A 25317-nucleotide genomic window follows, 5' to 3' on the forward strand; every position below is an offset into this window, starting at 1 on the left:
CGCGGATCAGCGGCGCAAGCCAAGCTTCTCGATAATAGCCCGGTAACGGGCATCGTCTTTATTCTTCACATAATCGAGAAGACGGCGGCGCTGGGAGACCATTTTCAGAAGGCCGCGACGCGAATGGTTGTCCTTCTTATGGGTCTTGAAATGCTCTGTGAGGTTTGCGATCCGCTCAGTCAGGATGGCCACTTGGACCTCCGGTGAGCCGGTATCGGCAGTACCACGGGCATGCTCTGTGATGAGCGCGGATTTGCGCTCTTGCGTAATCGACATCGGGTTCTCCTAAACTCTGTCGACCCCTTACTGGGGCAAGTTGAAAACACGCACGGGCTGGAATTTTCCGGCCCGCGCCTCGCCGAGTGCCACTGCTTGCCCGTCCAGGGTCGCCAGAGCCATGAAAGAACAATCCTTGCCCGCTATTGTAAGGGGGCGCCGAAGGGCTTTCAGCTCTTGCGCTTGACGCGGGAGCAGGACGATCGACCGTCCTAGCTTCAGATTGGATGCCTCCTCGCCGGTGATGGCCAGCGCCGGGATGTCGTCCAGCGCGGTCTGTACCGGGAGCAGAGCTTCCGAAGCGGCGCCCTTATGAGCCATTTCTCGCAATCCGTCCAGCGTTGTGGATTCTGCCTCAACGAAGCACCCGACCACCAGCCGCCTCAAGGCGACAACATGGCCCTCCGTGTCAAGAGCATGGGCGAGATCTCGCGCCATGGCACGGACATAGGAGCCTTTGCCGCAGCGCATTTCAAACACGGCATGATCGGCGTCGGGACAGTCGACCAGCCCAAGTGCATCAATCCGGATCGTGCGCGCATCCAGCTCCACCTCTTCGCCGTCACGCGCCAGATCATAGGCCCGCTCCCCATTGACCCGGATCGCCGAATAGATCGGCGGGATTTGCTCAATTTCACCCGTAAAGCCCGGCAACACAGCCTCAATGGCCGCGCGGGCCGGCCGCACATCGGAGGTCGCGATCACCTTGCCCTCCGCATCGAGTGTGTCGGTGCGCTCGCCCCAGCGGACGGTGAAGCGGTAGACCTTCGCCCCCTCCATCGCGAAGGGGACCGTCTTGGTCGCCTCCCCCAGCGCAATCGGCAAAATTCCGGTTGCGAGCGGATCGAGCGTGCCGGCATGACCGGCCTTGTTGGCGTCAAACAGGCGACGGACCACCGACACGGCCTGGGTCGACGTCATGTCGAAGGGCTTGTCGAGGATCACCCAGCCATGGATGTCCTGACCCTTGTTTTTGCGAGCCATATTTGTCTCTCAATGCCGGTTGGGGGGCGGGCGCTTGATTCTGCGTTAACACCAAACTGGGCAGGCAGCAGCGGCTATGCCTTGCTGTCGTCCGCATCATCCGCGTGGAGATCGCGCAGCACTTGCGGCCGCGCCAGCAATTGATCGACATGGCTGGCCGTTTCAAAGCTGTTATCGGCGTGGAAATGCAGTTCCGGCGTAAATTTCAGCTCGATCTCGCGGCCCAGACGGCCGCGCAGAAAGCTCGCGCCGCGATTGAGCGCCTTCGCCAGAGCGGCGGGCTCGCCTGGGCCGAGCGGCGCGACATAGACTTTCGCCACGCGCAGATCGGAACTCATCCGCACTTCACTGACCGTGATCAAGGCTTTTTCGAGCTCGGGGTCGCGCAGATCACCACGCGCCAGCAGCGTCACGAGCGCGTGGCGAATGATCTCGCCCGCACGCAGCTGGCGCTGGGTCGCCGATTTCGGTTCGCGGGTTGGTTTACGGGCCATGACGCGCCTCTCCGAGGTCGGCGGCGCAGAGGTCAAATCGCTGCACCGCAAGGCGCGCGGGTTTACGCTGGTTAGTGCCTTGATGCAAGTCGCGCGCGCCAGCTGCGGGATTGCCGAAGTTTCACAATTCACGCGCCTTCGTGATCCGTCACCCGACAGATGTTACTGGCAGACGTGACCCGTCCGGGTAAAACAGAATTATTCGCGCATCGAGGGTCATGATATCCGCCAATCGACCGCCGAATGTCCGGCTGGGGGGCCGAATGGACAAAACGGGGTAGACTTATGATCAAGCTTACATTCGCCGCCATGGCGGCACTTGGCCTTACCTCAGCGGTGATGGCTGATGCCGATAGCGACCGCGCTGTCGCTGAAGCCTATCTGACTGCTTACGAGAATCAGGACTATGACACGATGCGCGCCCTCTATGCCACGGACGCCAATTTCGTGGATCCAACATCCTTCCATCTCCCGCAAATGCCGCCGATTGACTGGCAAGGCCCCGATACGATCATCGACGGGATTGCGAGCTGGGGGATATCCGGTCTGGAATACCATCTCGACCGTAGCTACACCGCCTCCGGCGCCGTGGTTTTCGATGGCAATGCCGATGTTATCTACGCGACGCCTTCGGGGCCTCGCATCTTCACTTACCCGATCGTGACAATTATCACTGTCAGCAACGGGCTCGTGGTCGAGCACCGCGACTACACCGACTACGCCAATAGCCGAGAGATCACCCCCGAAGCTACTGCGAACGACAACTAGCCGGTCGCGCCTGCGATCTTCTAACCCAATTCAAGGAACTCACCATGAAAGCTACTCTCACTGCGATCATCGCGACACTTTGCCTGGCGACCGCCGCCAACGCACAGGACATGTCAGACGCTGAACGCGTCGCCCGCGAGTACATGGAAGCCTATTCCAATATCGATTGGGACGGGATGCTCGCCCTGAGCGATGAAAATATTGTCTTCACCGACGAAACCGGAATGGGCGAAGGCGTGCCCGCCGAGGGTTATCGCGATGAAGGCATTGCCGAACGCCGCGCTTCGCTACAGGCCTTCAGCGAAGGCTCTCACCCGATCACGCTGGGCTTCCAGTGGGATACGGTATTCGAGAGCAATGGCCAGGTCGTCTTCATGGGCGAGGTCAATGCGCTCTTTCCCACCCAGGCTGAGGGCCAGCTCTTCAGTTGGCGCAGCCCGCAGGTTTCCGTCATCACCGTCCGGGACGGGAAAGTCGTCGAGCATCGCGATTTTGCCAACTACGTGAGCCCCGAACAGAGCATGGTGGCCGCACAATAGCGGCACCAACCGAGCAGACAGGAAAAAGGGCGGCCCCGATGGAGCCGCCCTTTTTTATGATTGACGATGATGCGCCGCAAACTAGCCGTTGCTCTCAAGCTTGCGTGGCACTTCGATGATCTCGAAGCACTCGATCTTGTCGCCCTTCTGGATCTCCTGATACTCGATGAAGCCCATGCCGCACTCGGTGCCGGCTTTCACTTCCTTCACTTCTTCCTTGAAGCGTTTCAGGGTCGACAGATGACCTTCGTGCACGACGGTGTCGTTGCGCAGCAGGCGAACACCACAGCCACGCTTGACGACGCCTTCGGTCACACGGCAACCGGCAGCCTTGCCAAAGCGGGTGATGTTGAAGACCTCCAGAATGTCGGCGTAACCGATGAAGTTTTCGCGCTTCTCCGGGGCCAGCATGCCCTCCATCGTATTGCGCACATCATCGATGACATCATAGATCACCGAGTAATAGCGGATTTCGACTTTTTCACGCTCGGCAAGGTCGCGAGCCTGTTTGTTGGCGCGGACGTTGAACGCGAAGATCGGCGAGCCCGATGATTTGGCCAGCAAGACGTCGCCCTCATTGACGCCGCCTGGCGCCGCGAGCACGATTTTCGCTTGGACTTCATCATTGCCAAGCCGCTGGAGCGACTGCTTGATGGCCTCGGCTGAACCCTGGACATCGGCCTTGATCAGCAGCGGCATTTCCTTGGTCTGGTTTTCCTGCAGACGCGCCATCATCAGCTCGAGCGAAGTGCCCAAGCCAACATTCTGGCTCCCCGACTCAGAGCGGGTCTTGCGCTGACGGTACATCGCGATCTCGCGAGCCCGGCTTTCATTCTCGACCACGGCAAACACTTCGCCCGGATCGGGAGCCCCATCAAGGCCCAACACTTCGACCGGAACCGACGGACCGGCTTCGGACAGGGTTTGGCCACGCTCATTGGTCAGGGCGCGCACACGGCCCCACTGGCCGCCGGCAACCAGAAGGTCACCGCGTTTCAGCGTACCGCGACGAACCAGAACGGTTGCGACAGAACCGCGACCCTTGTCGATCTTGCTTTCGATCACCACGCCTTCGGCATCGCGGTCCGGACGGGCCTTCAGGTCGAGCAATTCGGCCTGGAGCAAAATGGCATCCGTCAGCTCATCAAGACCGGTCCGCTTCTTGGCGGAGATATTGACGGACTGAACGTCGCCAGACATGGCCTCAACGACGATGTCCTGCTGCAGCAGGTCAGTGATGACTTTTTGCGGATCGGCTTCGTGCTTGTCGATCTTGTTGACCGCGACGATGATCGGAGTGCCAGCCGCCTTGGCGAATTTGATCGCCTCGATGGTCTGCGGCTTCACGGAATCGTCGGCTGCGACCACGATAATCACGATATCGGTCGCTTCGGCGCCGCGCGAACGCATTGCCGAGAAGGCCGCATGGCCTGGCGTGTCGAGGAAGGTGATCTTGTCGCCCGACTTCAACTGCACCTGGTAGGCGCCGATATGCTGGGTGATGCCACCGGCTTCGCCAGCAACGACATCGGTTGAACGCAGGGCGTCGAGCAGCGAGGTCTTGCCGTGATCGACATGACCCATGATCGCCACGACTGGTGCGCGCTTGACCTTGCTCTCTTCCGGATCGTCGATGGCGATAAAGCCGGTTTCGACATCAGATTCAGAGACCCGCTTCACCGTGTGACCGAAATCTTCGACGATCAGCTCGGCGTCATCGGCTTCCAACACGTCGTCCATACGGACCATCTGGCCCTGTTTCATCAGATATTTGATGACGTCCATCGAGCGTTCGGCCATCCGGTTAGCCAGATCGGCAACGGTGATCGATTCCGGAACGATAACTTCGCGGGAAATTTTCTCGCGCGCTGCCCCACCGTCACTGCGGCGCTGTTTTTCACGCTCGCGGGCACGGCGGACCGAAGCGAGTGAACGTTGACGGTCCTCATCACCCTCGAGGATGTTCTGGATCGTCAGCTTGCCGCGGCGGCGGCTATCAGCCTTGGCGCGGGCCGGCGTTTGTTGCTGCCCCGGCTTGACCGGACCTGCACTGACCGGTGGCCCCTTGCGTTTGACACGTCCACCCATAGCGTCGAGCGTCGCGGCCGGATCAGGCAGATCGGCCCCGTCCATCTCGCGCTGTGGACGCTTTTCGGGTGCCGGCTTGCGACGGACTTCACCATCGCCCTTTTTCGGGCCGTCATCGGCATCGCGGGAAGCATCGGCTTCAGCCAGGCGGCGCGCCTCAGCTTCCGCTTCAGCATCACGCTGCGCTTCCTTGATCTGATCGGCTTCGCGGGCCTTCAGCTGATCGAGGTTTTCACGTTCGGCATCAGCGCGTGCGGCGCGTTCGGTCTCTTCCTGCTTCTTTTTGGCGTCACGGTCAGCCGATTCAGCCCGGGCGCGTGCAACCGCCCGCTGGCGTGAAACGAGCTCTTCTTCGGACAGACCCAGCTGCCTGGCTTTCGCGGCAAGCGCGGACTCACCCTTGTTGGCGCTGCCGCCACCAGGGCCCCTCCCACCGGCTGGACCCGAGTCCTTGCCAGGCGTAACCACACGTTTTCGCTTCTTCTCAACCACCACGGCCTTCGAACGTCCGCGCGCAAAACTTTGCTGCACGGTGCCCGCACCGGGTCGTTTCAGAGAGAGCGGCCGGCGGCCGGAGGAATTATTGTCGTCTGCGTCGCTCATGCGAGCCTTCCAAGTTCGGCTATCGTTTGACGGGCTTTTCCGGTAGCCGAGTGCCGGAAATCCGCGCTGTTCATACCTGGTCCGGCATGAAGGATCGCTAACCTAGCGACCTCCACCCCGTATTCAACCGCTGTTGCGGCCTGCGCCGCAGCTCCCGCGTCAGGAAGCCGGCGGCCGGAAGCCCTGAAGCTTCCCCATTGTCACTCCGAAGGCGCGCGCCTGCGCCCCACCGGTCAATACTCCATGCACGACCGAGCCGCGTCCCAGCGCCTCTCCCAATTGCTCGGCAGTAAAGCCGCTGGCAACTGGAATCTCGCCCCAGGCGGCCTGGGCCAACCGGTCGAGCTTCGTGCGTCCGTCCTCGGCGCCGTCCAGCGCCTCAATCCTCCAGGCCGGTCGCCCGGCCTTCAAGGCAATGCGGGCGGCGTCAAACCCAAGGGCCACTTCGCCAGCTCGTCGCGCCAGACCCAGCAGGCTGAGCGCGCGCGCTTCCAGTTGTGCCTCAATCAGATCAGCCAGCCCGTCCGGAACTTTGACTGCCCGACCGGCGGACCGGTTGAACAGGCCCTTCTTGGCAGCCTTCTCGACCGCATCGCGATCGGCACTGACCCAGATGCCACGACCTGGCAATTTGGCGGCGATATCGGGAAACACTTCGTCTCCCGGGCCAATCACCAGGCGTATAAGTTGCGCCTCGTCCCTGACCTCACCGGAGGCGATGCACCGCTTTTCCCGGCTCGCCGCTGTTGCTGCCTTTGGATTAGTCAGCCTTCTCCTCCTCGTCCGACGCAGCCGCGTCAAGATCAAGACCCAAGGCCGCAGCTTCGGCTTCGAGCTCTTCCAGATTCATGTCTTCAACATCAAAGACGTGGGCGTCAGGATCTTCATCCTCGACTTCCACAACTTCGCGCACCGGCATGTCTTCCTCGGAAATCCAGCCGGCAATAACACGGGCGCGCATGATCAGCATTTCGGCGTCTTCTGCGGAAAGCTCGAAAGCCTCAAGAACGCCCGGCTGACGAACGCGCTCGCCATTCACGGTTTCAAACCAGCCGCGCAGATCATCGGTCACCAGACCGGCAAGATCTTCGACCGTTTTGATGTCATTTTCGCCGAGCGCGACGGTCATCGGAAGTTCGATACCGTCGACCTCAAGCAGAGCATCCTCGACACCGAGTTCCTTGCGCTTGACGTCCTGCTCGCCGGCGATGCGGTCAAGATAATCGCGGGCACGTGCCTGGATCTCTTCAGCCGTGTCATCGTCAAAGCCTTCAATCGCGGCAATCTCGCCAAGCCCGACATAGGCGATCTCGGCCACATCGGTGAAGCCTTCGGTCGCCAACAATTGCGCGATGACTTCATCGACATCGAGTGCACCGGTGAACAGGGCGGTCCGCTCCGCGAATTCGCGTTGGCGGCGTTCGGATTCTTCCTCTTCGGTGAGGATATCGATCGACCAACCGGTCAGCTGCGAGGCCAAGCGTACATTCTGACCACGACGGCCGATGGCGAGCGAAAGCTGCTCGTCGGGCACCACGACTTCGATGCGACGGTCTTCGTCATCGAGGACGACCTTCGATACTTCGGCCGGCTGCAGCGCATTGACGATAAACGTCGCCGGATCGTCGGACCACGGGATGATGTCGATCTTCTCGCCAGCCAGTTCGGAAACCACCGCCTGAACGCGCGAACCGCGCATACCGACACAAGCACCGACCGGATCGATCGAGGCGTCGTTGGAAATTACCGCAATCTTGGCACGGCTACCCGGATCGCGGGCAACGGCGGAAATCTCGATAATGCCTTCATAGACTTCAGGCACTTCCTGCGAGAACAGGGCGGCCATGAAATCGGGGTGGGCACGCGACAGGAAAATCTGCGGGCCACGGACTTCGGGGCGAACATCATAGATATAGGCGCGCACGCGCTCATTGGTCTGCAGATTTTCGCGCGGGATGCCGTCGGCGCGGCGGATAATGCCCTCGGCGCGGCCGAGATCCATGATCACATTGCCATACTCGACACGCTTGACGATGCCATTGATGACTTCGCCGATACGGTCCTTGTATTCGTCGAACTGGCGCGCCCGCTCGGCTTCGCGCACTTTTTGCGTGATCACCTGTTTGGCGGTCTGCGAGGCGACCCGGCCAAATTCGATCGGCGGCAGCTCGTCGGAGAAGACCGTTCCGATTTCGGCGGTTTTGTCGATCTTGCGAGCTTCGGCGAGGGAAATTTCCTGGCTGTCATTCTCGACTTCTTCGGCGACCGTCATGCATCGGGTCAGCGACAATTCACCGGTCTTGGTGTCGATCTTGGCGCGAATATCATTTTCGGCGCCGTAGCGAGACTTCGCAGCTTTTTGAATCGCTTCTTCAATCGCTTCGATCACGATCGATTCGCTGATCGACTTCTCGGCCGCAACGGCACGCGCGATCTGCAGCAATTCAAGCCTGTTGGCGCTGACACCAATGCTCATCGGAAGTTCCCCGTTACGATGGACTGCGACATCATTCGTCTCCTTCGGTCGTCGCGGGCGCCTCGGCGCGCGCTTTCAAATTCGCCTCAATCAAGGCGTCCGTCAAAACCAGTTTGGCATCATTGATCCAGTCAAACGGGATCAGTGTTGTGTCCTCTTCGCCGTCAATATCGAGCAAAACATTGCCCGCCTCGACGCCGGCGAGAATTCCCCTGAAGCGCTTGCGGCCTTCGGCCAGGCGGTCCAGCTCAATCTTGACCTCATTACCTTCCCAGCGCTCGAAATGCGGCAGGGTGGTCAGCGGCCTGTCGATACCCGGTGATGATACCTCAAGATCGAATTCTCCGGAAATCGGATCCTCGGTCTCAAGCGCGCCGGAAATGCCGCGCGACAGGCGCGCGCAATCCTCGACGCCAATGGCGCCATCGGCCCGGTCGGCCATGATCTGCAAACGGGCGCGCTTTCCGGACAGGACCCGCACGCGCACGATTTCCAGCCCGAGCTCGGCGGCTACCGGCTCTGCCAGATTAAGGATGCGGATATCCTGTGGTGTCTTCGTCTTCAAGCCGGCGGCTCCGTGAGCAGTAACAAAAAGAGCGGCCGCCGTTAGGCGACCGCTCGATAGCATCATCCAATGCGATCGAACTTGTGTATGGCGGCTATATACGCGCGGCAAAAACCTTTGGCAAGGCGGAGGCATCAGCGAGGACTCAACAACCCACCACAAAACTAGATGCGAATCGTTATCAGACGCAGTTGCATAAACGGATTGAGGAGAATAGGAAGCTTCAAAACTTTGGAGCAAACTATGAAAAATTCCCTGTTTTGTGCAGCGTTAATGGCCGGCCTTATCCCCGCTATCGCTGCGGCCGAGCCCGGTGTGACCAATGTCGTCTACGGGCCGAGCGTCGAAGCTGGCGAAACGGAAATCGAGCTTCGCTACGGCCGCCTCAATGGTGGCGGCGCTGACGGGCGCTGGGCGACCGTCGGTGAATATGGCCATGCGGTCACTGATTGGTGGCGCCCTGCGGCGCTGTTCGAGGTCAGTCGTGATCCCGGCGGCGAGGCCGAGCTTGAGGCAGTGGCCTTTGAGAATGTGTTCGATTTCACCGCGACCCGGAATTGGCCGGTGCATTTCGGTGCTTACGCCGAATACGAAGCCAATCTGCTGCACGGCGCCGACAAGGTTGAACTCAAACTGCTGAGCGAGCTGAATTCCGGCCCCGCACGACTGCGTGTCAATCTGATCGGTGAACGCGAAGTCGGTGGCGGCGCCGGCGATGAGTGGGAATACGGGTATGCAATACAAGGCCTGGTCAGGGTTGGTGACGAGCTGGCTGTTGGCCTGGAGGCCTTTGGCGATGCGGGCACCAGCGATGACTTTGGGAGCCTGAACGATCGGGCCCGCTATATCGGCCCTTTCGTGGAGTTCGAGGCGTTCGAGATCGCCGGACATGATGTGGAAGTCCAAGCTGGCTATCTGTTCGCGAACGGCGATGCCGCTGCTGACGGGCAGGCTCGCCTCAAATTCGAACTGGAATTCTAGACCCGCAGGAAATCCATGAAAACCGGGGCACAGTCACCGAGATTCTTGGTTTCATAACGGGTGCGGACATGATCGGCCGGCGGCTGCGTCCAATCGGAGGCCGCCCCGGCCGTCCATTCAAAACGGGCATCGCCAGCCAGCTCGATCATGACGTGGTCGGCATAGGACTTCACGTCGGTTGCGATGCGCAATTGTCCGCCCGGCTTGAGAATGCGAGCGAAATGATCTCGCGTCGATTGCTGGACCAGACGCCGTTTCGCGTGGCGCTTCTTGTGCCACGGGTCCGGGAAGAGCAGAAACACGCGATCAAAACACTGGTCGGAAAAGCGTGGAAGAACATCGCGCGCATCACCACGATGCACACGAAGATTGGAGAGATCTCCAGCCTTGATCGCGGCGAGCGTCTTTGCGACTCCATTGAGGAAGGGTTCGATCCCGACATAGAGTGATTGTGGGTCACGCGCGGCTTGGGCGACCAGGTGTTCACCGCTGCCAAAGCCGATTTCGAGAATGCTTGCCGACTTGTCGGGGTCCAGCCGGGCTGGATCAATCTCGCCGTCTGACGGCAGATCGATCGTCGGCAAAAACTCTTCGATCAGCGCCTGCTGGTGCGCGGAGAGTGGCTTGCCCTTGGCGCGGCCGAACAGCCGGAAATCTCCAGAGGCATTAAGTTGATCTGTCATGCCGGGCGACTTAGCGAATTTTCGCCGGCCCTGCACGCATTGCGTCAGCAAACCCGGTTTGCGCCGGTTCTCCCGCCGTCTTGGCGCCTCGACCTAACATCAGAGCAACGCCAAAATTCCACCGCCAGCGATAAAGCGATGAAGTGTCGATCATCATTTCATGAAATCTTGGCCTGGCAAAGCTGCGCACAGACCTGCCATCGGGCCAATCAGCCCCTCACGACACCAGTTCATCTTGTTCAGCGGCCAGCGTGCGCACGAGCTCAAGCACCCGGCGTCGTACTTTCGCATCACCGATGCGCGAGAAGGCCTCGGCCAGCGAGACGCCGTCGGAACTCTGGATGAAATTGTAAACAATCGGGGTCTGGTCACCGTCCGCCATGCCCGACACGAGGGGCCTGTCGGACAAGTCCTCGAAAAAGAACTGGATTGGCACCTCAAGCACACGGGACAGCCTGTAGAGCCTGCTCGCGCCGACTCGGTTGGCGCCGCGCTCGTATTTCTGGACCTGCTGGAAAGTGACACCCAGTTCGTCGCCAAGCTTCTCCTGGCTCATCTTCATCAGCTGACGACGCAGCCGAATTCGCGACCCCACATGCATGTCGACCGGTTCCGGTACGCGGGGACTTGGTTTCTGCATGTATTCACCTCATTTCAGGGCCAACCGCCCTGTGACGCATACCTAACTAACATGAGCTGGTCTGCACGGCATAATCACTATCTGGTCACAATCGGAATTTGAAATATTTTTCTACCACTTTACGTCGCTGCAAAATGGTGCCTGCAATCACCAAAATGGTGAAAACCCAGAACGGCCAGTCGCCCCAGAACGCGTAAAGTGGGGCACCAATCGGTCGCGGCAGGTCGACATCATACGCGCCTTGGGCACCTGGCTCGATGGCAACCGGCATGCGGCCCAACGCATCGATAACCCCTGACACACCGCGAGAAGCAGATCGAATCATCGGCAGACCCGTCTCGATGGAGCGATAACGCGTCTGGTTCACGTGTTGGCGCGGCCCGCTGGTGTCGCCGAACCAGGCATCGTTCGAGAGGTTGAACAGCCAAGCCGGCCGCGGGCTCCCGCCCCGGACAAAGCCCGGGAAAATTCCCTCATAACAGATCAATGGCATGACCGGCGGTGCGCCCGGCACATCCATCACGAAAGGACCCGCTCCGGGGGTAAATTGCAGCCGCGCAAAATCGGCAAACCCGATCGCCGACAACAGGCCCGAAAACGGGATGCTCTCACCGAAGGGGGCGAGGAGCACCTTGTCATACAGGCCGACAATGCGCGGTGCGCCGCCATGATAGCGCAGCACTGCGAGGGAATTGTGATAGGTCTCGCCCTCGTCGGTTTCAGCGCGGCGATTGACACCGGCCATCAACACTTGGTCGTCGCCCAGAATTTCGCCGATCAGACTGAGTGTCGCCCCATCCTCAAGCATATATGTAGGCAGGGCGCCTTCCGGCCACAGCACATGTGTGACGTCTTCGAGCCCGGGCGCGCGCGTCAGGGAGAGATAGCGGTCACGCGCCAGCAGGGCGCCGCCCTCGCCCCATTTCTCGGCCTGGGTCAGCGCTGATTGCACGATACGCAACCGGACGCCCGGCTCAATGCCGGGATCGGTCTGCTGCAGCCGCAGGGCACCGAAGCTGAAGAGGATCAATAAAATCGCCGCCCCGGCCATGGCGGGCATCAAACGACGAAGATTCAAGCCCGACCCGACCGCAATCGCCGGCGAAGCGAGGGTCAGAACCGTGAGCATGCTCAACCCATACACACCGAACCATGAGGCCGCTTGGCTAACAGCACCGCCGGCCGGCCAGGCATAGGCCGGCAAATTCCAAGGCAGGCCGCCAAACATGTGCCCACGCAACCACTCAAACGCGCCGATACAGATGGCAAACACCAGGATGCGCCATTCCGAGCGCTGCGCGAGCCCGGCATAGGTCGCCATCGCGCCACCCCAGAAGGCGGCGAGCAGCGCGGCCAGCGCCGGCAGGGCAATCGGGATCAGGGGGATGTATTCGGGGCCGCGATTAATGAAGGCATTGGCCAACCAGAACATGCCAACGAGAAAATACCCGAAGCCGAACAGAAAACCGCGCCAGAAGGCCGCACGGAGCGGTCGCGCGCGGCGGCGCGCGCCATCGACGCTCCACAGCAGGATGGCCAAGCTGGCGATCAGCAATGGCCAGATGTGAAACGGGGCCATCGCCAGGGACGATAGCGCGCCGCTGAGACCCAGCATCAGGACAAGCGGCCAGCCCGTCACCGCTGTGATCTGGCTACGCAAGCGTCCGGGCGAGTACCAAGGGCGCCGGGTCAAGACTGCTCAGCGCCTTCCCCCGGACCGGTCGAGGGATTGGTCCAGTGTGTCGCCCGCACCCGCATACGCTTGATGCGGCGTGGGTCCGCCTCCAGGACTTCGAACTCATAACCTTTCGGGTGGCGGATCACCTCGCCGCGCTCGGGAACGCGCCCGGTCAGCGTGAAAACCAGTCCGCCAAGACTGTCGACATCCTCGTCCTCGTCCGGTCCGGCGATCTCCTCACCGACGACCAGTTCGAAAGCGTCAATCTCGGCCCTAGCCTCGACATCCCAGACCCCCGGGCCGCGTGCGCGAATCGCCGGAGCGTCCTCGTCATCATGCTCGTCTTCGATATCGCCAACGATGGGCTCGATCAGATCTTCAAACGTCACCAGCCCGTCCGTACCGCCATATTCATCGACGACGAGTGCGAGGTGCATGCGCCGCCCCTGCATGCGGCGCAGAAGATCAGTGGCGCGCATCGAAGGCGGCGCAAACAATAGCGGGCGGCTGATCGCAGGCAACACCTGGCGTTCGGCCCAGCCGGCCTCGCGCTCGCCATCTTCGCCGGGCGCGAGATGAACGATCAAATCCTTGATGTGGACCACACCGATCGGGTCGTCGAGCGTCTCGCGATAGATCGGCAGACGCGAATGTGCGGCCTTGGCGAAGGCCAGCACCAGCTCGCCCAGAGGCGTTGACACCTCGACACCAATAATATCGGCGCGTGGCACCATCACATCGGCGACACGCAATTGATCGAGCGCGTCCGGATCGATCGCGAAGGTGGGCGAGGCGGCGGGCGGTTTGGCATATCCCGACGGCTTTTCCGAGGTCTTCACATCGTCCGGACCGCCGAAAATCCTCCCGAACCAGGATCGGGTATCCTCGTCAGGACTGTCTTCAACGTCGCTCATTCGGCATCCATTCCGTCATCGCCCATGTTGCGATAGGGGTCAGCAACGCCCAGCCGGGCCAATGCCCGGCGCTCGATCTCTTCCATTACCAGCGCCTCATCATCGCTTTGATGATCATAACCTTGAAGATGCAGGAATCCATGCACGATCAAATGACGAAGATGATCCGCCAAGGGCAAGGCGCGTTCATCGGCTTCGCGCATGACCACACCGAAAGCCAATGCGATATCGCCCAGATGATTGGCCGCGTGTTCAGACGCTGGAAATGACAGCACATTCGTCGGGTCCGGTTTTTGCCGGAAACGCAGATTGAGATCAGCCATCGCCGCATCGTCCGTCAACAACACTGCGACCACACCGGGCAGCGCGCCGGTGAGCTCTGCCCCCGCCGCCGCGACGGCCAGCTCGGCCAAGCGTGTCTTTCCGTCGAGACACGCCCAAGCTTCGTCCTCGACGATCAGGTCGACAGCATTCATGACAGTCGGGCCCCGCCCTTGTCCCGTAAGTCATCCTCATAAGCCGCGACAATACGGGCCACGAGATCATGGCGCACAACGTCGGCACGGGTGAAACGAATGGTCGCCACGCCCTTGGTCTCAGCGAGGATATCGAGCGCGTGCGGCAGGCCGGACGGATCGCGCGGCAGAAGATCGCACTGGCTCGGATCGCCAGTGACTGCCATGCGCGAGCCTTCCCCGAGCCGGGTCAGCACCATCTGCATCTGCGCCCGCGAGGTATTCTGGGCCTCGTCAACAATCACGAAGGCGCGATTGAGTGTGCGACCCCGCATGAAAGCAATCGGCGCGACTTCGATCCGGCCATCAGCACGCATGCGTTCGAGCTCGGCGCGCCCCAGCGTATCGGCCAGCGCGTCCCACACCGGCAAGAGATAGGGGTCGACCTTCTCATTGAGATCGCCAGGCAGGAAGCCGAGCTTCTCGCCAGCCTCGACCGCGGGACGCGTGATGATGAGCTTCTCGAATTTGCGCTGCACCAGCATGGCGGCGCCATAGGCGACGGCCAGCAGCGTCTTGCCGGTGCCGGCCGGGCCGACACCGAAGATCAAATCATAGGCCTTGTCATTCTTCAGCGCCCGGACATAGGCGCGCTGACCTTCTGTGCGCGCGATCAGGCTGGCACCGCGCGGCACGCGGATAACGCCGTCATCGGGCTGGCTCGGCAGATCGCCGCCATCGCGCATGCGCAGCGCCGCGCGCACCGTCGCCTCGTCGCAGGTCAGCCCGTGCGCCAGGCTGGCATACAGCCCCTTGAGCACACGCTTGGCATCGTCGCGGGCTTGCGGATCGCCAGCCGCGATGACGATCTGGCCACCACCCGGCGCACTCAGGCGCACACCAAGCTCTTCCTCGATCAGGATCAGAAAACGGTCGCCGGCACCGACCATGGCGCGCAGGCGTTCGACATCGTCGAAATGCAGGCCTTCGGAAACTTCGCGGCGCGGCTTGGCAGCGCGGGGCTTCGATGAGGGTTTCACTGGGGTCACGCGGCGTCACGCTCCGAACCGACCAGCCGCCCCGACAGGGAATTGCGCGACGCAGCCTCGATCTCCACGAGGCCGATTCGGCCGATCAATTCAGCCGGGCCGTCAACATGCACCGATTGGAGATAGGGGCTGCGACCGTGCAATTGCCCTTCAATCCGACCCGCCTTCTCGAACAGAACCGGCAAGGTGCGGCCGATCTGCGAGCGGTTGAAGCCGGTTTGCTGTTCATCGAGCAGGGCCTGCAAGGCATGCAAACGCTCAGTTTTCACCGTCTCGTCGATCTGGTTTGGCATCGCGGCACCCGGGGTTCCGGGGCGGCGGGAATATTTGAAGGAGAAGGCGCTGGCATAACCGATTTCGCGCACGCATTTCATCGTGTCCTCAAAATCGGCATCGGTCTCGCCCGGAAAGCCGACGATGAAATCGCCGGAAATTGCGATATCGGGCCGAACCTCGCGCATGCGCTCGATCAGGGCGGCGTATTCGGCATAGGTGTGCTGGCGGTTCATCGCTTTGAGAATCCGATCCGAACCGCTCTGAATCGGCAGGTGCAGATAGGGCATGATCTTGGTTTCGTCGCGATGGGCCGCGATCAGTGCCTCATCCATGTCGCGCGGATGACTGGTGAGGTAGCGCACGCGCTCGATGCCGCCAATCAGGGCGAGGTGGCGCAGCAGCTGACCCAGGCCCCATGGACCATCAGCCTCGCGGCCGGCCGGCGGCGCGCCGTGAAAGGCATTGACGTTCTGGCCCAGCAAAGTGATCTCGCGCACGCCCTTGGCGGCGAGACGGCGGATCTCGTCGACCAGTTGATCAACCGGGCGCGACCATTCGGCGCCGCGCGTATAGGGCACAACACAGAAGGTGCAGAATTTGTCGCACCCTTCCTGCACGGTGACGAAGGCCGAATAGCCCTCGACATGTCGCTCAACCGGCAATTGGTCGAACTTGTCCTCGACCTCGAATTCCGTGTCGAGCGCTTCGCCTCGGGCCCGGTGGGCGCGCGCGATCAGTTCAGGCAGTTTGTGATAACTTTGCGGTCCGACCACGAGATCGACCGTTGGTGCGCGGCGCATGATCTCGGCGCCCTCGGCCTGGGCGACACAGCCAGCGACGGCGATGGTCATGCCACCATGTTCGGCCTTGGCATCCTTGAAGGGGCGCAGACGTCCGAGATCGGAATACAGCTTTTCCGCCGCCTTCTCGCGGATATGGCAGGTATTGATGATGACAAGATCGGCGCCCTCGGGCGCATCCGAGGTCTCATAGCCAAGCGGCGTCAGAACGTCTTTCATCCTCTCGGAATCATAGACATTCATCTGGCAACCATAGGTCTTGATATACAGGCGTTTACGCGTCGAGCTCATCGTCACTCTGGGGCAACCGCGACCGGTCGACTTGTTGGCACTCCGGTCCATGCCGGGCAAGCCGCGCGTTATGGGCGAAACTGCCCGTCAAAGCAAGACCTGCCGCCTCATTCCACCTCGACCGGCGGCGCTTGCTTGAGGGTCGCGAAATCCTGGTGGCGCGAGGAGAGGCCGACAAGAATGGCCGCAACGGTGAGAATTGCCGCGACCAGGAAGGCCGCGCCCGGCAGATAGATCGGAGCGCCATCGGAAGTGAAATAGTGGAAAACCTGCGGCAGGGTGAGCGGGCCGATGACCATGGACAGGCTCTGCAGGCTGGACATGGCCCCCTGCAATTCGCCCTGGCTGTTGGCCGGCACCAAACGCGAGCAGATCGACTGCATCGCCGGTCCGCCAATTCCGGAAAGGGCGCCAATACTCATTACGATATAGATCATCCAGCCTTCGGTGATGAAGCCATAGCCAACATAAGCGAGGGCGGCGATCGAGAAGCCAATCGCGAAGGCGCGCCATTCGCCGATCCGCGCCACGATGATTTTGGTCAAACCGCCCTGCACGATCGCCGATGTCAGACCGACAGCCATCAGGGACAGGCCGATATCCTGCGGCGACCAGCCAAAGCGCAAAGTAGTGAAATAGGTCCACAGCGCCGGAAAGGCTGCGTGTCCGAGGAAGAACAGAGCCGCCGCAGCCAACATGGTAAACACCACGGGGTATTTGCGCATCTGCATCAACGAGCCGAACGGGTTGGCACGCTTGATATCGAACGGGCGGCGGTTCGCAACGGTCAGCGTTTCCGGCAGGATGAAATAGCCATAAAGGAAATTCAGCCCCGCCAGGCCTGCCGCTGCGAAGAAGGGATAGCGCGGGTCGATTTCGCCGAGCACACCGCCAATGGCCGGGCCAAGAATGAAGCCGAGCCCGAATGCAGCGCCCATCATGCCGAAGCGGCCGGCGCGGTCCTTCGCCTCGGTGATGTCGGCGATATAGGCATTGGCGGTGGTGTAGGTGGCGCCGAACACGCCAGACACCATCCGTCCGACAAACAGGATCGCGAAACTCGTCGCCGCGCCCATGATCAGATAATCGATCGTAAAGCCCAGCATGGCGAAGAGCAGGATATTGCGGCGGCCATAGCGGTCACTGAGGCCACCAATAATCGGCGCGCAGAGAAATTGCGTGAAGGCGAAAACGCCCATCAGCAACCCGCCCATCACCGCTGCTGTCTCAACCGGCTGGCCTGTCAGCGACATGATCAGGCGCGGCATCACCGGAATGATGATGCCGAAACCGATCATGTCGATCAAAACGGTAATGAAGATGAAAACAAAGGCATGTTTGCCGGGGGCACGTGCGCGCATGACGGCTCCTCGACCGGGGCGCCTATTCCCCGGCGCTTTTCAGCGGTACGCCGTATAACTCCATGCGATGATCGACAAGCTTATAGCCCAGCTTGCGCGCGACAGCTTCCTGCAACCGCTCGATTTCCTCATTGACGAACTCGATCACTTCACCCGATTTCAGATCGATCAGGTGATCATGGTGTTCGTCGCCCACTTCTTCATAGCGCGAACGGCCATCGCGGAAATCATGACGCTCGATAATGCCGGCATCCTCAAACAGGCGCACGGTGCGGTAGACCGTTGCGAGTGAAATGCGTGGGTCTTCAGCGACGGCGCGGCGATGAAGTTCCTCGGCATCGGGGTGGTCCTGGGAGGAGGACAGGACGCGGGCGATCACCCGGCGCTGGTCGGTCATCCGCAGGCCTTTATCGATGCAAATCTTCTCGATCTGGTCCGGCATGAGCATTCCCCTATTCGTTACGTCGATTCATAAGCGCTACACCGCTATCCTGTCTATCATTGCCGAGCGCCTTCTCAAGCACCAGCGCATCGCTGCCATCGGCATAATAGCCCCGGCGACGGCCAATTTCGCGGTAACCGACACGGGAATATAGTGCTTGGGCTGCGGTGTTGAGCGTCGAGACTTCGAGAAAAACGCGCCGGGTGCCCTGAGCCAGGGCATCAGCCTCACCGCAGGCCAGCAAATCCGCACCGACGCGCTGACCGCGCATTGCGGGCACAATCGCGATCGTCAACACCTCGGCCTCGCCAGCTGCGACGCGAAACAGCGCCATGCCGACGGCTTCATCGCCGCGACGCACCAGGAAACCGGCTGTGGTCGACATGTGCATCATCGCCGCGATCTCGCGTTCCGACCAATGCGGGGAAAAGCAGAGGGCGTGCACCTGCGCCAAGTGACCGGCTGAGTCCGGGCCGGTTTTTTCGATCCGGACGCGCCTCATGGCTCCAGCCCGCCGGGCAGTTTCGCGTCGGGCGGGCGCGCATAGAAGGGCGATGGCGGCGATAGCCCGGGATCGGCAAGCTCGGCCAGATCCAGCAGGGCCGGCAGCGTGATAGCCGTCAGACCAACGTCAACCCAACCGACGAGTTCGACCAGAGCAGCCCCGCTTCCAGCCAATTGACCGGAGGGCTCGGCCAGCGCCTCGATACGACTGGCGACATCGGGCAGCGGCAGGCGTTCGGGCGGCGTGACCGTCTGTCCGGACCAGACCTGCAAGATGACATCGCCGCGCTTGGCGTCGTGCAGAACCACGAGCGGACCCGTCACGCCCGTGCTGCGAGCCAGCACCGCCAGATTGCCGATTCCCACCGCCACAGCGCCAGTCGCGAGCGCCAGCCCGCGCGCGAAAGCGACGCCGACACGGCTACCGGCAAAGCTGCCGGGGCCGGTGGTGACGCCGATCCGAGTGAGTTGCGCCGGGGAAACACCCGCCTGTTCGAGCATTTGGGCGACCATGGGCGCGAGATATTCGGCGTGACCGCGCCCGATCACATCGGTGCGGCACAAATCCGGACGTCCCGCGACCCGCAGCGCCACGGAACACTCAGACCCGGTCGTATCGATAACCAGCAAGCTCATGCGGGCGGTTTAAATGATTTGCGCGGCCTCGTCGAAGGGCAGGCGCGGCAAACGCGGAAACAGGTTTTTCGTGGTCCCGATCCCGAGATTGATCAAAATGTCCGACTTCCAGCTTCCCATAACCGGATGACCGGCAAAGAATTCGGCATCAACGCCGGCAGGGTCGAACCCGGTCATCGGGCCCGTATCAAGCCCCAGCGCCCGTGCGGCGATCAGAAAATAGGCTGCCTGCAAAACTGAATTGCGGCGGCCATTGAGCTCCGACCCGGCGCCGGTGAACCAGTCGCGAGCGCTTGGATTGTGCGGCATCAATTGCGGGATCTTGTCGTAATATTTCTCGTCCCAAGCAAAAATCACCGTCATCGGCGCTTTCATGGTCTTGTCGAGATTGCCCGCGCTGAGGTGCGGCTTCAGCCGCGCCTTGGCTTCAGGCGATTGCAGGAAGACGAAACGTCCAGGCGAATTATTGGCACTGGTCGGGCCCATCTTCACGATGTCGTAGAGACGCCGCAGAGTTTCCTCGGGGATCGGCGTCGGCTCGAAATCATTATAGGTGCGCGCATTGAGGAAAATCTGCGCGATCGCAGCCTCATCGATAAGGGTGTTCGTGGTGGGTTTGCTGGTCACTTCGCCGGTCATGTTCGGGTCTCCGCAGACTGATTAATCGTTGCCGTGGACATAAACAGCCATGTAGCCGTTATTAATATGCCGTTTTGGAAAAAGACTTGACCCGAGAGGGAAGCAGTCGCTAGGCGACGGCCTCCACGGACTGGATCTCGGGGATGTAGTGCTTGAGCAGATTTTCGATCCCGGCCTTCAACGTCATCGTCGAGGATGGGCAGCCCGAACAGGCTCCGCGCATTTTCAGACGGACGGTGCCGCTCTCGGCGCTGAAGGAATGGAACAAAATATCGCCGCCATCCTGGGCGACTGCAGGGCGGACACGCGTATCAATCAGTTCAATGATTTCCTTGACGATCTCGGCATCGTCACCGGCATAGGCGGCGTGGCCGCTCGCCGTTTCGGCATCGCCGGTAATCGGCCGGCCTGACTGCAGCCCGTCCATAATCGCGCCCAACAGGAAGGGTTTGACGTGATCCCATTCGACACTGGCGTCCTTGGTGATCGCGATGAAATCCTCGCCGAGAAACACACCCGTCACGCCCTGGATCAAAAACAGATCGGCGGCGAGCGGCGAGGCTTCAGCCGCATCCGCGCTCTCGAATTCATGCGGCCCGTCGGGCGAAATCTCGCGGCCAGGCAGGAATTTGAGCGTATTCGGATTGGGGGTGGATTCGGTTTGAATAAACATCGGGCTTCTCCTTGCCCATCAAGTGGCGCTGAATGAGGCGCGGTGCAACCCTTACGAAAACGGGGTTATCAGGACAGGGCGTCGATTTCGGCATTGTCCATATCGCCCGGCACGACCGTAACCGGCACGGCACGGCCGTTAAACAGCCCCTTGCCCCGCGCCAGCGACATGACCAGCGGCCCCGGTCCCTCACTCGAGACCGACGCGCCGAGCACGAGAAAGGAGATCAGCGGATCACCTTCAAGCACCTCGGCCAGAACTTCGCGGCGCTCGCCCTCGCGCAAGATCAGCTCCGGCCGTTCGCCTGTGACGGCCTCGGCGTCTTCGGCCAAGGATTCCAACATCGCTTCGGCGGTCGCCTCGGCTTCGCGCTTGGCCGTTTCGGCAACGCCGATCCAGTGATTGAAATCATCGGTCTGGTAACTGGCCAGAATCACGACTATGCCGCCCAGCGTGTGGGCGCGGCGTGCAGCGAAATAGAGCGCCTTGCGGCACTCCGCGCTTTCGTCAGCGATGACGAGAAATTTTCGTTTGCGATTTGACATTGGTGATGAGTTTGGCGAGTCCAGCGGCAATCGTCCAGTAAATGGTTCCGAGGGCCTGCAATCCATGGTGACGCACGCAATGATGGAGCATCAAGATCGCCGCAATGCCGCCAGCGGCCTGCGAACCACGCAGCTCACCGCCGATGCGCTGGTGCAACAGGGCGGGCAGGACGGCCCCGCGCTGTCGATGCCCTATGCGGAGATTTGCGAAATCAGACTGAATGTTGAAATGGCCGGGCCGTCGAGCCAGGTGGTATGCCGGGTCAGCGACCGGGCTGGCCACGAGCTGGCTTTCAGCTCGATGAGCTGGGTCCGGCCCGGTGCCTATGAGCTGAAAGCCGACACCTTCCGGGCGCTGCTGATCGATCTGCACCGTGCACTCGACCCTTGGCGCAGCGAGATTCGCTTCGTCGAAGGCCCGAAACTGGGCTTCATGATCGCGCTGTTTACCGTCGGGACGCTGACCGCATCGATCTGTCTGGCCGGCTTTGCCTGGCTGTTCTTCTGGCAGGAAAACGGGGCCGGCCTGTTCTTCCTGCCCGGAGTGATTGCCGGTGCCTGGTTGATACGCCTGTTCTGGCCTCGCCCGCCCAAACCTTACGACCCGGATCGCTACGCGCTCGCCAAACCGCTGCAGCCTAGCGGGGAGGCCTCGTCAACCGAGGGGTGAGCGCCTATTCGGCGTCGGCCGGATGCCCGGGCGGCGTTGAGCGCACCTCGAACGTGACCGGCACCTCACCCGCGCGCTCAAATACCAGCACGCCGGCAACGCTGTCACCCTCGGCCACCGGGTCGAGCCCAAACACCATCAAATGACGTCCGCCAGGAACAAATAACATCGGGCCAGCCGCCAGCACGTCCTGCGGCCCAATCGCTTCCATGTGCATCATGCCGGTTTGCGAATCCATCGAAGTACCATGCATTTCAACGCGCTCGGCGCCGTCAATGCGCACCGAGACCAGACGATCGGCCGTTCCCGACTCCAGTTCGGCCGCGAAATAGGCCGCCGTCACAGTGCGGCCCTGCGGATGCGGCCGCATCCAGGCTGCGCGAACGTCGATCACAGGTGCAACCGCGTCATCGGGCAAGGCCGCCGAGGTTTCCGCGGCACCGGTTTGCGCAGAGCTGGCTACGCCATCGCCGGCGGACGTCGCATGGTCGGTCTGATCACCGCAAGCGGTCAGGGCCAAACCGGCGACCAGCGCCAACAGCCATGAGAATTTCGTCATCATGCATCTCCCGGTTCGATCGACCCAATTGGTCCTGAAACGGACGCCGTGTCAGTGCGGCCAACGGTCACGTCCGGTCATTCAGCTCCAATAGCCAATGATCTGCTTGGCTTCCTTCAACACGGGCGCTGCAACCGCCCGCGCCCGCTGCGCGCCATCGGTCAGGATGCGGTCGATCTCGGCCCGGTCTGCGACCAGTCGGCGAAATTCGTCGGAGATCGGAGCGAGATACTGGACCGCGACATCAGCGAGAGCGGGTTTGAAGACACCAAAGCCCTGGCCAGCGAACTCGGCCAATACGTCAGCCTTGCTGCGACTGGTGAGCGCGGCGTATATCCCGACCAGATTGCTGGCCTCCGGACGCGCATTCAACGCCTCAAGCGTATCGGGCAGCGGTTCGGGGTCGGTCTTGGCCTTGCGGATTTTCTTGGCGATCGTGTCGGCATCATCGTGAAGATTGATACGCGAATTGTCCGATACGTCCGATTTGGACATTTTCGACAATCCATCGCGCAGGCTCATGATGCGCGCGCCCGGCCCCTGGATCACCGGTTCGGTGATCGGGAAAATCATCTTTCCATCGCCATAATCGCGGTTAAAGCGGGCCGCGACGTCACGGCACAATTCGAGATGCTGTTTCTGGTCGTCGCCAACCGGCACATGCGTCGCCTTGTAGACCAGGATATCGGCCGCCATCAGCACCGGATAGGTGAACAGGCCCACCGAAGCGCGTTCCTTGTCCTTGCCAGCCTTGTCCTTGAACTGGGTCATGCGCTCGGCCCAACCCATGCGGGCGACGCAGTTGAAAATCCACGCCAGCTCGGCATGTTCGGGAACCGCCGATTGCGCGAAGAGCGCGCTCTTGGCCGGATCAACGCCGGCAGCGATATAGGCCGCAGCGGCAGCGCGGACCGCGCCCGGCAGTGCCTTGGGATCGTGCGGCATGGTGATCGCGTGCATGTCGACGACGCAGTAGAAACACTCCCAGCTGCCCTCATCCTGCAGGGCGACCCAGTTCTTGAGTGCCCCCAGATAATTGCCCAGATGCAGCTGACCTGTCGGCTGCATGCCGGAGAAAATGCGCTTGGGGCCGCTATAGTCGGTCGCAGTGTCACTCATGGGGCGCCTCGGGTGGAAGGAGGTTGAAAGAAGGCTGTGGTCTTAACGGCCGTTACGGCAGCGCTCAAGGGCGCTTGAGTGCGTCGCGCAGCTCGGAAATCTTCAGAGCGCCCGTCAACATCGCCGATCCGCCGAACACCAGGGCGCCCGCGCTACAGACGATCGCCAGCGCCAGCAATGGAATGCCGAAACTGTGAGCAATCAACCAGTCCGAATTGCTGTCGGCCAACGCCAGAAAGGCCGACATCAAAATCACCGCGCCGGCGATTCGCGGGATACGGTGCAACAGGCGGGCATCCGGCTGTAGCAGGCCGCGCTTGCGCAAGGTGACGGCCAGCAAAATGGCATTGACCCACCCCGCGACCGAGGTGGCAATCGCCAAACCCAGAAAGTTCAACGGTCCGAAGAACAGGATCAGGCCCAGCACCAGATTGACCGCCACGGAAACAGCGGCAAACCGCATCGGTGTCATCGTGTCCTGGCGAGCGAAAAACCCTGGCGAGAGCACTTTGATGAGGACGAAGGCCGGCAAGCCGAAAGCAAACGCGACCACAGCCTGCGACACCCGATCAGCGGCGTCAGCCGTGAAAGCGCCGTTCTGATACAGCGCAGTGACGATAAAATGCGGGATGACGGCGAGCGCCGCTGCGGCTGGCAGCGTGAGCGCCATCGAGACCTCCAGGCCGCGATTCATCACATTGGCCGCACCAGACACATCACCGGAGCGCAGCCGCCCCGACAAGGTTGGCAGCAGCACGACGCCCATCGCGATCCCAACTACGCCGAGCGGGAACTGGTACAGGCGGTCGGCATAATACAGCCAGGACCGTGCGCCTTCCTCGAGGGTCGCGATTGAGGAGGTGACGAGAATGTTGATTTGGGTCACGCCAGCCGCGACCGCGCCGGGCACACCCAGCACGATCAATCGCCGCGTATCCGGTGTCAGTCGGGGCAGACCCAAGCTCAGACGCACTCCGAGCTGGCGCACCGAGAACCAGAGCCAGGCGGTCTGCAGCACGCCGGACAGCGTGATGCCGATGCAAAGATAAAGGGCCATCTGCTCGCCACCGGCACCGGAGAAGAGCATAATGCTGATCAGCGTCAGATTGAGTAAAACCGGTGCAGCCGCCGCAGCAGCAAACTTCCCGTGCGAATTGAGAACCCCGCTCAACATCGCTGTGAGCGACATCATCAGCAGATAGGGCATGGTGATCTGCGTCAGCAGAACTGCCAGTTCGAAAGTTCGCGGATTCTCGATAAAGCCCGGCCCGAGCAAATACATCAGCCACGGCATGCCGATCTGCGCGATGATCACGAAAATCAGCATGGCGGTGAAGAGCAGTGACACCACTTGGCGCGCGAACAGCTGGGCCTCCGTCGCGCCCTCCGCCTCTAGCTTGCCGGCATAGAGTGGCACGAAGGCAGAATTGAACGCGCCCTCGGCGAAAATGCGTCGGAAAAGATTGGGAAACTGAAAGGCCGTCAAAAAGACGTCCGTCGTGGCACCGGCACCGAGTGCCGCCGCCAGCAGCACCTCCCGCACCAGTCCGAGAACGCGGCTCGCGGATGTGAAAAGGCCGACGATGGCTGACGACCGCAACAGACGCAT

At 61.3% G+C, this 25317-nt stretch carries 29 protein-coding genes; 5 read left to right on the forward strand and 24 right to left on the reverse strand.

What is annotated here, in order from left to right; all coding sequences use genetic code 11:
* Positions 1-6 precede the first annotated feature (6 nt).
* The 3 genes from rpsO to rbfA form a co-directional block, all read right to left on the reverse strand.
* Positions 7-276: a 30S ribosomal protein S15 gene (gene rpsO, locus AAC029_RS04790; RefSeq protein WP_339744509.1), complete on the reverse strand. Its 270-nt coding sequence runs from the start codon at positions 274-276 to the stop codon at positions 7-9.
* A 27-nt stretch (positions 277-303) separates the two neighbouring features.
* Entirely contained in the window at positions 304-1260 is a 957-nt protein-coding gene (gene truB / locus AAC029_RS04795) for a tRNA pseudouridine(55) synthase TruB (protein ID WP_339744511.1), read from the reverse strand.
* A gap of 74 nt (positions 1261-1334) precedes the next feature.
* Positions 1335-1754 (reverse strand): 30S ribosome-binding factor RbfA, encoded by a 420-nt coding sequence (rbfA, locus tag AAC029_RS04800; RefSeq protein WP_339744513.1) that lies wholly within the window; start codon positions 1752-1754, stop codon positions 1335-1337.
* Here rbfA and AAC029_RS04805 point away from each other — a divergent pair.
* The 3 genes from AAC029_RS04805 (at position 1753) to AAC029_RS04815 (ending at position 3061) form a co-directional block, all read left to right on the forward strand.
* Positions 1753-1932, forward strand: a complete 180-nt coding sequence (locus AAC029_RS04805; protein ID WP_339744515.1) for a hypothetical protein — start codon at positions 1753-1755, stop codon at positions 1930-1932. The two genes, rbfA and AAC029_RS04805, sit on opposite strands and share 2 nt — an antisense overlap.
* A gap of 107 nt (positions 1933-2039) precedes the next feature.
* The gene (locus AAC029_RS04810; RefSeq protein ID WP_339744517.1) at positions 2040-2522 is read left to right on the forward strand and encodes a nuclear transport factor 2 family protein; all 483 of its coding nucleotides are present in this window, start codon (positions 2040-2042) and stop codon (positions 2520-2522) included.
* A gap of 44 nt (positions 2523-2566) precedes the next feature.
* A complete protein-coding gene (locus AAC029_RS04815) occupies positions 2567-3061 on the forward strand; it encodes a nuclear transport factor 2 family protein (protein WP_339744519.1) in 495 nt (164 codons plus the stop codon).
* An 81-nt stretch (positions 3062-3142) separates the two neighbouring features.
* On the opposite strand, the gene infB is transcribed toward AAC029_RS04815, so the two are convergent.
* The 4 genes from infB to rimP form a co-directional block, all read right to left on the reverse strand.
* A complete protein-coding gene (gene infB, locus AAC029_RS04820; protein ID WP_339744521.1) occupies positions 3143-5752 on the reverse strand; it encodes a translation initiation factor IF-2 in 2610 nt (869 codons plus the stop codon).
* Positions 5753-5911: 159 nt separating this feature from the next.
* Positions 5912-6544, reverse strand: a complete 633-nt coding sequence (locus AAC029_RS04825; protein WP_339744586.1) for an RNA-binding protein — start codon at positions 6542-6544, stop codon at positions 5912-5914.
* Entirely contained in the window at positions 6513-8228 is a 1716-nt protein-coding gene (nusA, locus tag AAC029_RS04830) for a transcription termination factor NusA (RefSeq protein WP_339744523.1), read from the reverse strand. The genes AAC029_RS04825 and nusA overlap by 32 nt, the downstream gene beginning before the upstream one ends.
* Positions 8229-8259: 31 nt before the next feature.
* Positions 8260-8793: a ribosome maturation factor RimP gene (gene rimP / locus AAC029_RS04835; RefSeq protein WP_339744525.1), complete on the reverse strand. Its 534-nt coding sequence runs from the start codon at positions 8791-8793 to the stop codon at positions 8260-8262.
* Between the two features lie 243 nt (positions 8794-9036).
* Here rimP and AAC029_RS04840 point away from each other — a divergent pair, with 243 nt between their 5' ends.
* Positions 9037-9774, forward strand: coding sequence for a hypothetical protein (locus AAC029_RS04840; RefSeq protein WP_339744527.1), 738 nt, complete (start codon positions 9037-9039; stop codon positions 9772-9774).
* Here AAC029_RS04840 and trmB read toward each other — a convergent pair.
* From trmB to AAC029_RS04910, 14 genes are all read right to left on the reverse strand, one after another.
* The gene (trmB, locus tag AAC029_RS04845; RefSeq protein WP_339744529.1) at positions 9771-10457 is read right to left on the reverse strand and encodes a tRNA (guanosine(46)-N7)-methyltransferase TrmB; all 687 of its coding nucleotides are present in this window, start codon (positions 10455-10457) and stop codon (positions 9771-9773) included. The genes AAC029_RS04840 and trmB overlap by 4 nt on opposite strands.
* Before the next feature lie 217 nt (positions 10458-10674).
* Entirely contained in the window at positions 10675-11097 is a 423-nt protein-coding gene (locus AAC029_RS04850) for a helix-turn-helix transcriptional regulator (RefSeq protein ID WP_339744531.1), read from the reverse strand.
* Between the two features lie 85 nt (positions 11098-11182).
* A complete protein-coding gene (gene lnt / locus AAC029_RS04855; protein ID WP_339744533.1) occupies positions 11183-12790 on the reverse strand; it encodes an apolipoprotein N-acyltransferase in 1608 nt (535 codons plus the stop codon).
* A complete protein-coding gene (locus AAC029_RS04860) occupies positions 12787-13689 on the reverse strand; it encodes a hemolysin family protein (protein ID WP_339744535.1) in 903 nt (300 codons plus the stop codon). Before AAC029_RS04860 ends, lnt begins: the two co-directional genes overlap by 4 nt.
* A complete protein-coding gene (gene ybeY / locus AAC029_RS04865) occupies positions 13686-14165 on the reverse strand; it encodes an rRNA maturation RNase YbeY (RefSeq protein WP_339744537.1) in 480 nt (159 codons plus the stop codon). Before ybeY ends, AAC029_RS04860 begins: the two co-directional genes overlap by 4 nt.
* Entirely contained in the window at positions 14162-15193 is a 1032-nt protein-coding gene (locus tag AAC029_RS04870) for a PhoH family protein (protein ID WP_339744539.1), read from the reverse strand. Before AAC029_RS04870 ends, ybeY begins: the two co-directional genes overlap by 4 nt.
* Positions 15190-16560 (reverse strand): tRNA (N6-isopentenyl adenosine(37)-C2)-methylthiotransferase MiaB, encoded by a 1371-nt coding sequence (gene miaB, locus AAC029_RS04875; protein ID WP_339744541.1) that lies wholly within the window; start codon positions 16558-16560, stop codon positions 15190-15192. The genes AAC029_RS04870 and miaB overlap by 4 nt, the downstream gene beginning before the upstream one ends.
* Positions 16561-16667: 107 nt before the next feature.
* The gene (locus AAC029_RS04880; RefSeq protein ID WP_339744543.1) at positions 16668-17921 is read right to left on the reverse strand and encodes a TCR/Tet family MFS transporter; all 1254 of its coding nucleotides are present in this window, start codon (positions 17919-17921) and stop codon (positions 16668-16670) included.
* A gap of 22 nt (positions 17922-17943) precedes the next feature.
* Positions 17944-18363: a Fur family transcriptional regulator gene (locus AAC029_RS04885; protein ID WP_339744546.1), complete on the reverse strand. Its 420-nt coding sequence runs from the start codon at positions 18361-18363 to the stop codon at positions 17944-17946.
* A gap of 10 nt (positions 18364-18373) precedes the next feature.
* Complete coding sequence (gene rimI, locus AAC029_RS04890) at positions 18374-18865, reverse strand: ribosomal protein S18-alanine N-acetyltransferase (protein WP_339744548.1); 492 nt, start codon at positions 18863-18865, stop codon at positions 18374-18376.
* A complete protein-coding gene (gene tsaB, locus AAC029_RS04895) occupies positions 18862-19503 on the reverse strand; it encodes a tRNA (adenosine(37)-N6)-threonylcarbamoyltransferase complex dimerization subunit type 1 TsaB (RefSeq protein WP_339744550.1) in 642 nt (213 codons plus the stop codon). The genes rimI and tsaB overlap by 4 nt, the downstream gene beginning before the upstream one ends.
* 9 nt (positions 19504-19512) lie before the next feature.
* Positions 19513-20142: a malonic semialdehyde reductase gene (locus AAC029_RS04900; protein ID WP_339744552.1), complete on the reverse strand. Its 630-nt coding sequence runs from the start codon at positions 20140-20142 to the stop codon at positions 19513-19515.
* A gap of 109 nt (positions 20143-20251) precedes the next feature.
* Positions 20252-20815, reverse strand: coding sequence for a NifU family protein (locus AAC029_RS04905; RefSeq protein WP_339744555.1), 564 nt, complete (start codon positions 20813-20815; stop codon positions 20252-20254).
* 68 nt (positions 20816-20883) lie between these two features.
* Positions 20884-21360 carry a universal stress protein gene (locus tag AAC029_RS04910; RefSeq protein WP_339744558.1) on the reverse strand — a complete coding sequence of 159 codons (477 nt, stop codon included), beginning with the start codon at positions 21358-21360 and terminating at the stop codon, positions 20884-20886.
* Positions 21361-21439: 79 nt separating this feature from the next.
* Between AAC029_RS04910 and AAC029_RS04915 the strand changes: the two genes are divergently transcribed.
* Positions 21440-22030, forward strand: coding sequence for a hypothetical protein (locus AAC029_RS04915; protein WP_339744561.1), 591 nt, complete (start codon positions 21440-21442; stop codon positions 22028-22030).
* 4 nt (positions 22031-22034) lie between these two features.
* Here the strand turns inward: AAC029_RS04915 and AAC029_RS04920 are convergent, their stop codons facing one another.
* The 3 genes from AAC029_RS04920 to murJ all read right to left on the reverse strand — a co-directional run bounded on the left by AAC029_RS04920 (position 22035) and on the right by murJ (position 25317).
* Positions 22035-22589 (reverse strand): copper chaperone PCu(A)C, encoded by a 555-nt coding sequence (locus AAC029_RS04920; protein WP_339744564.1) that lies wholly within the window; start codon positions 22587-22589, stop codon positions 22035-22037.
* Positions 22590-22670: 81 nt separating this feature from the next.
* The gene (gene trpS, locus AAC029_RS04925; RefSeq protein WP_339744566.1) at positions 22671-23708 is read right to left on the reverse strand and encodes a tryptophan--tRNA ligase; all 1038 of its coding nucleotides are present in this window, start codon (positions 23706-23708) and stop codon (positions 22671-22673) included.
* Positions 23709-23772: 64 nt separating this feature from the next.
* Entirely contained in the window at positions 23773-25317 is a 1545-nt protein-coding gene (murJ, locus tag AAC029_RS04930) for a murein biosynthesis integral membrane protein MurJ (protein WP_339744569.1), read from the reverse strand.

Origin of the sequence: uncultured Maricaulis sp., assembly GCF_963975345.1 — a bacterium.
GTDB lineage: Bacteria > Pseudomonadota > Alphaproteobacteria > Caulobacterales > Maricaulaceae > Maricaulis.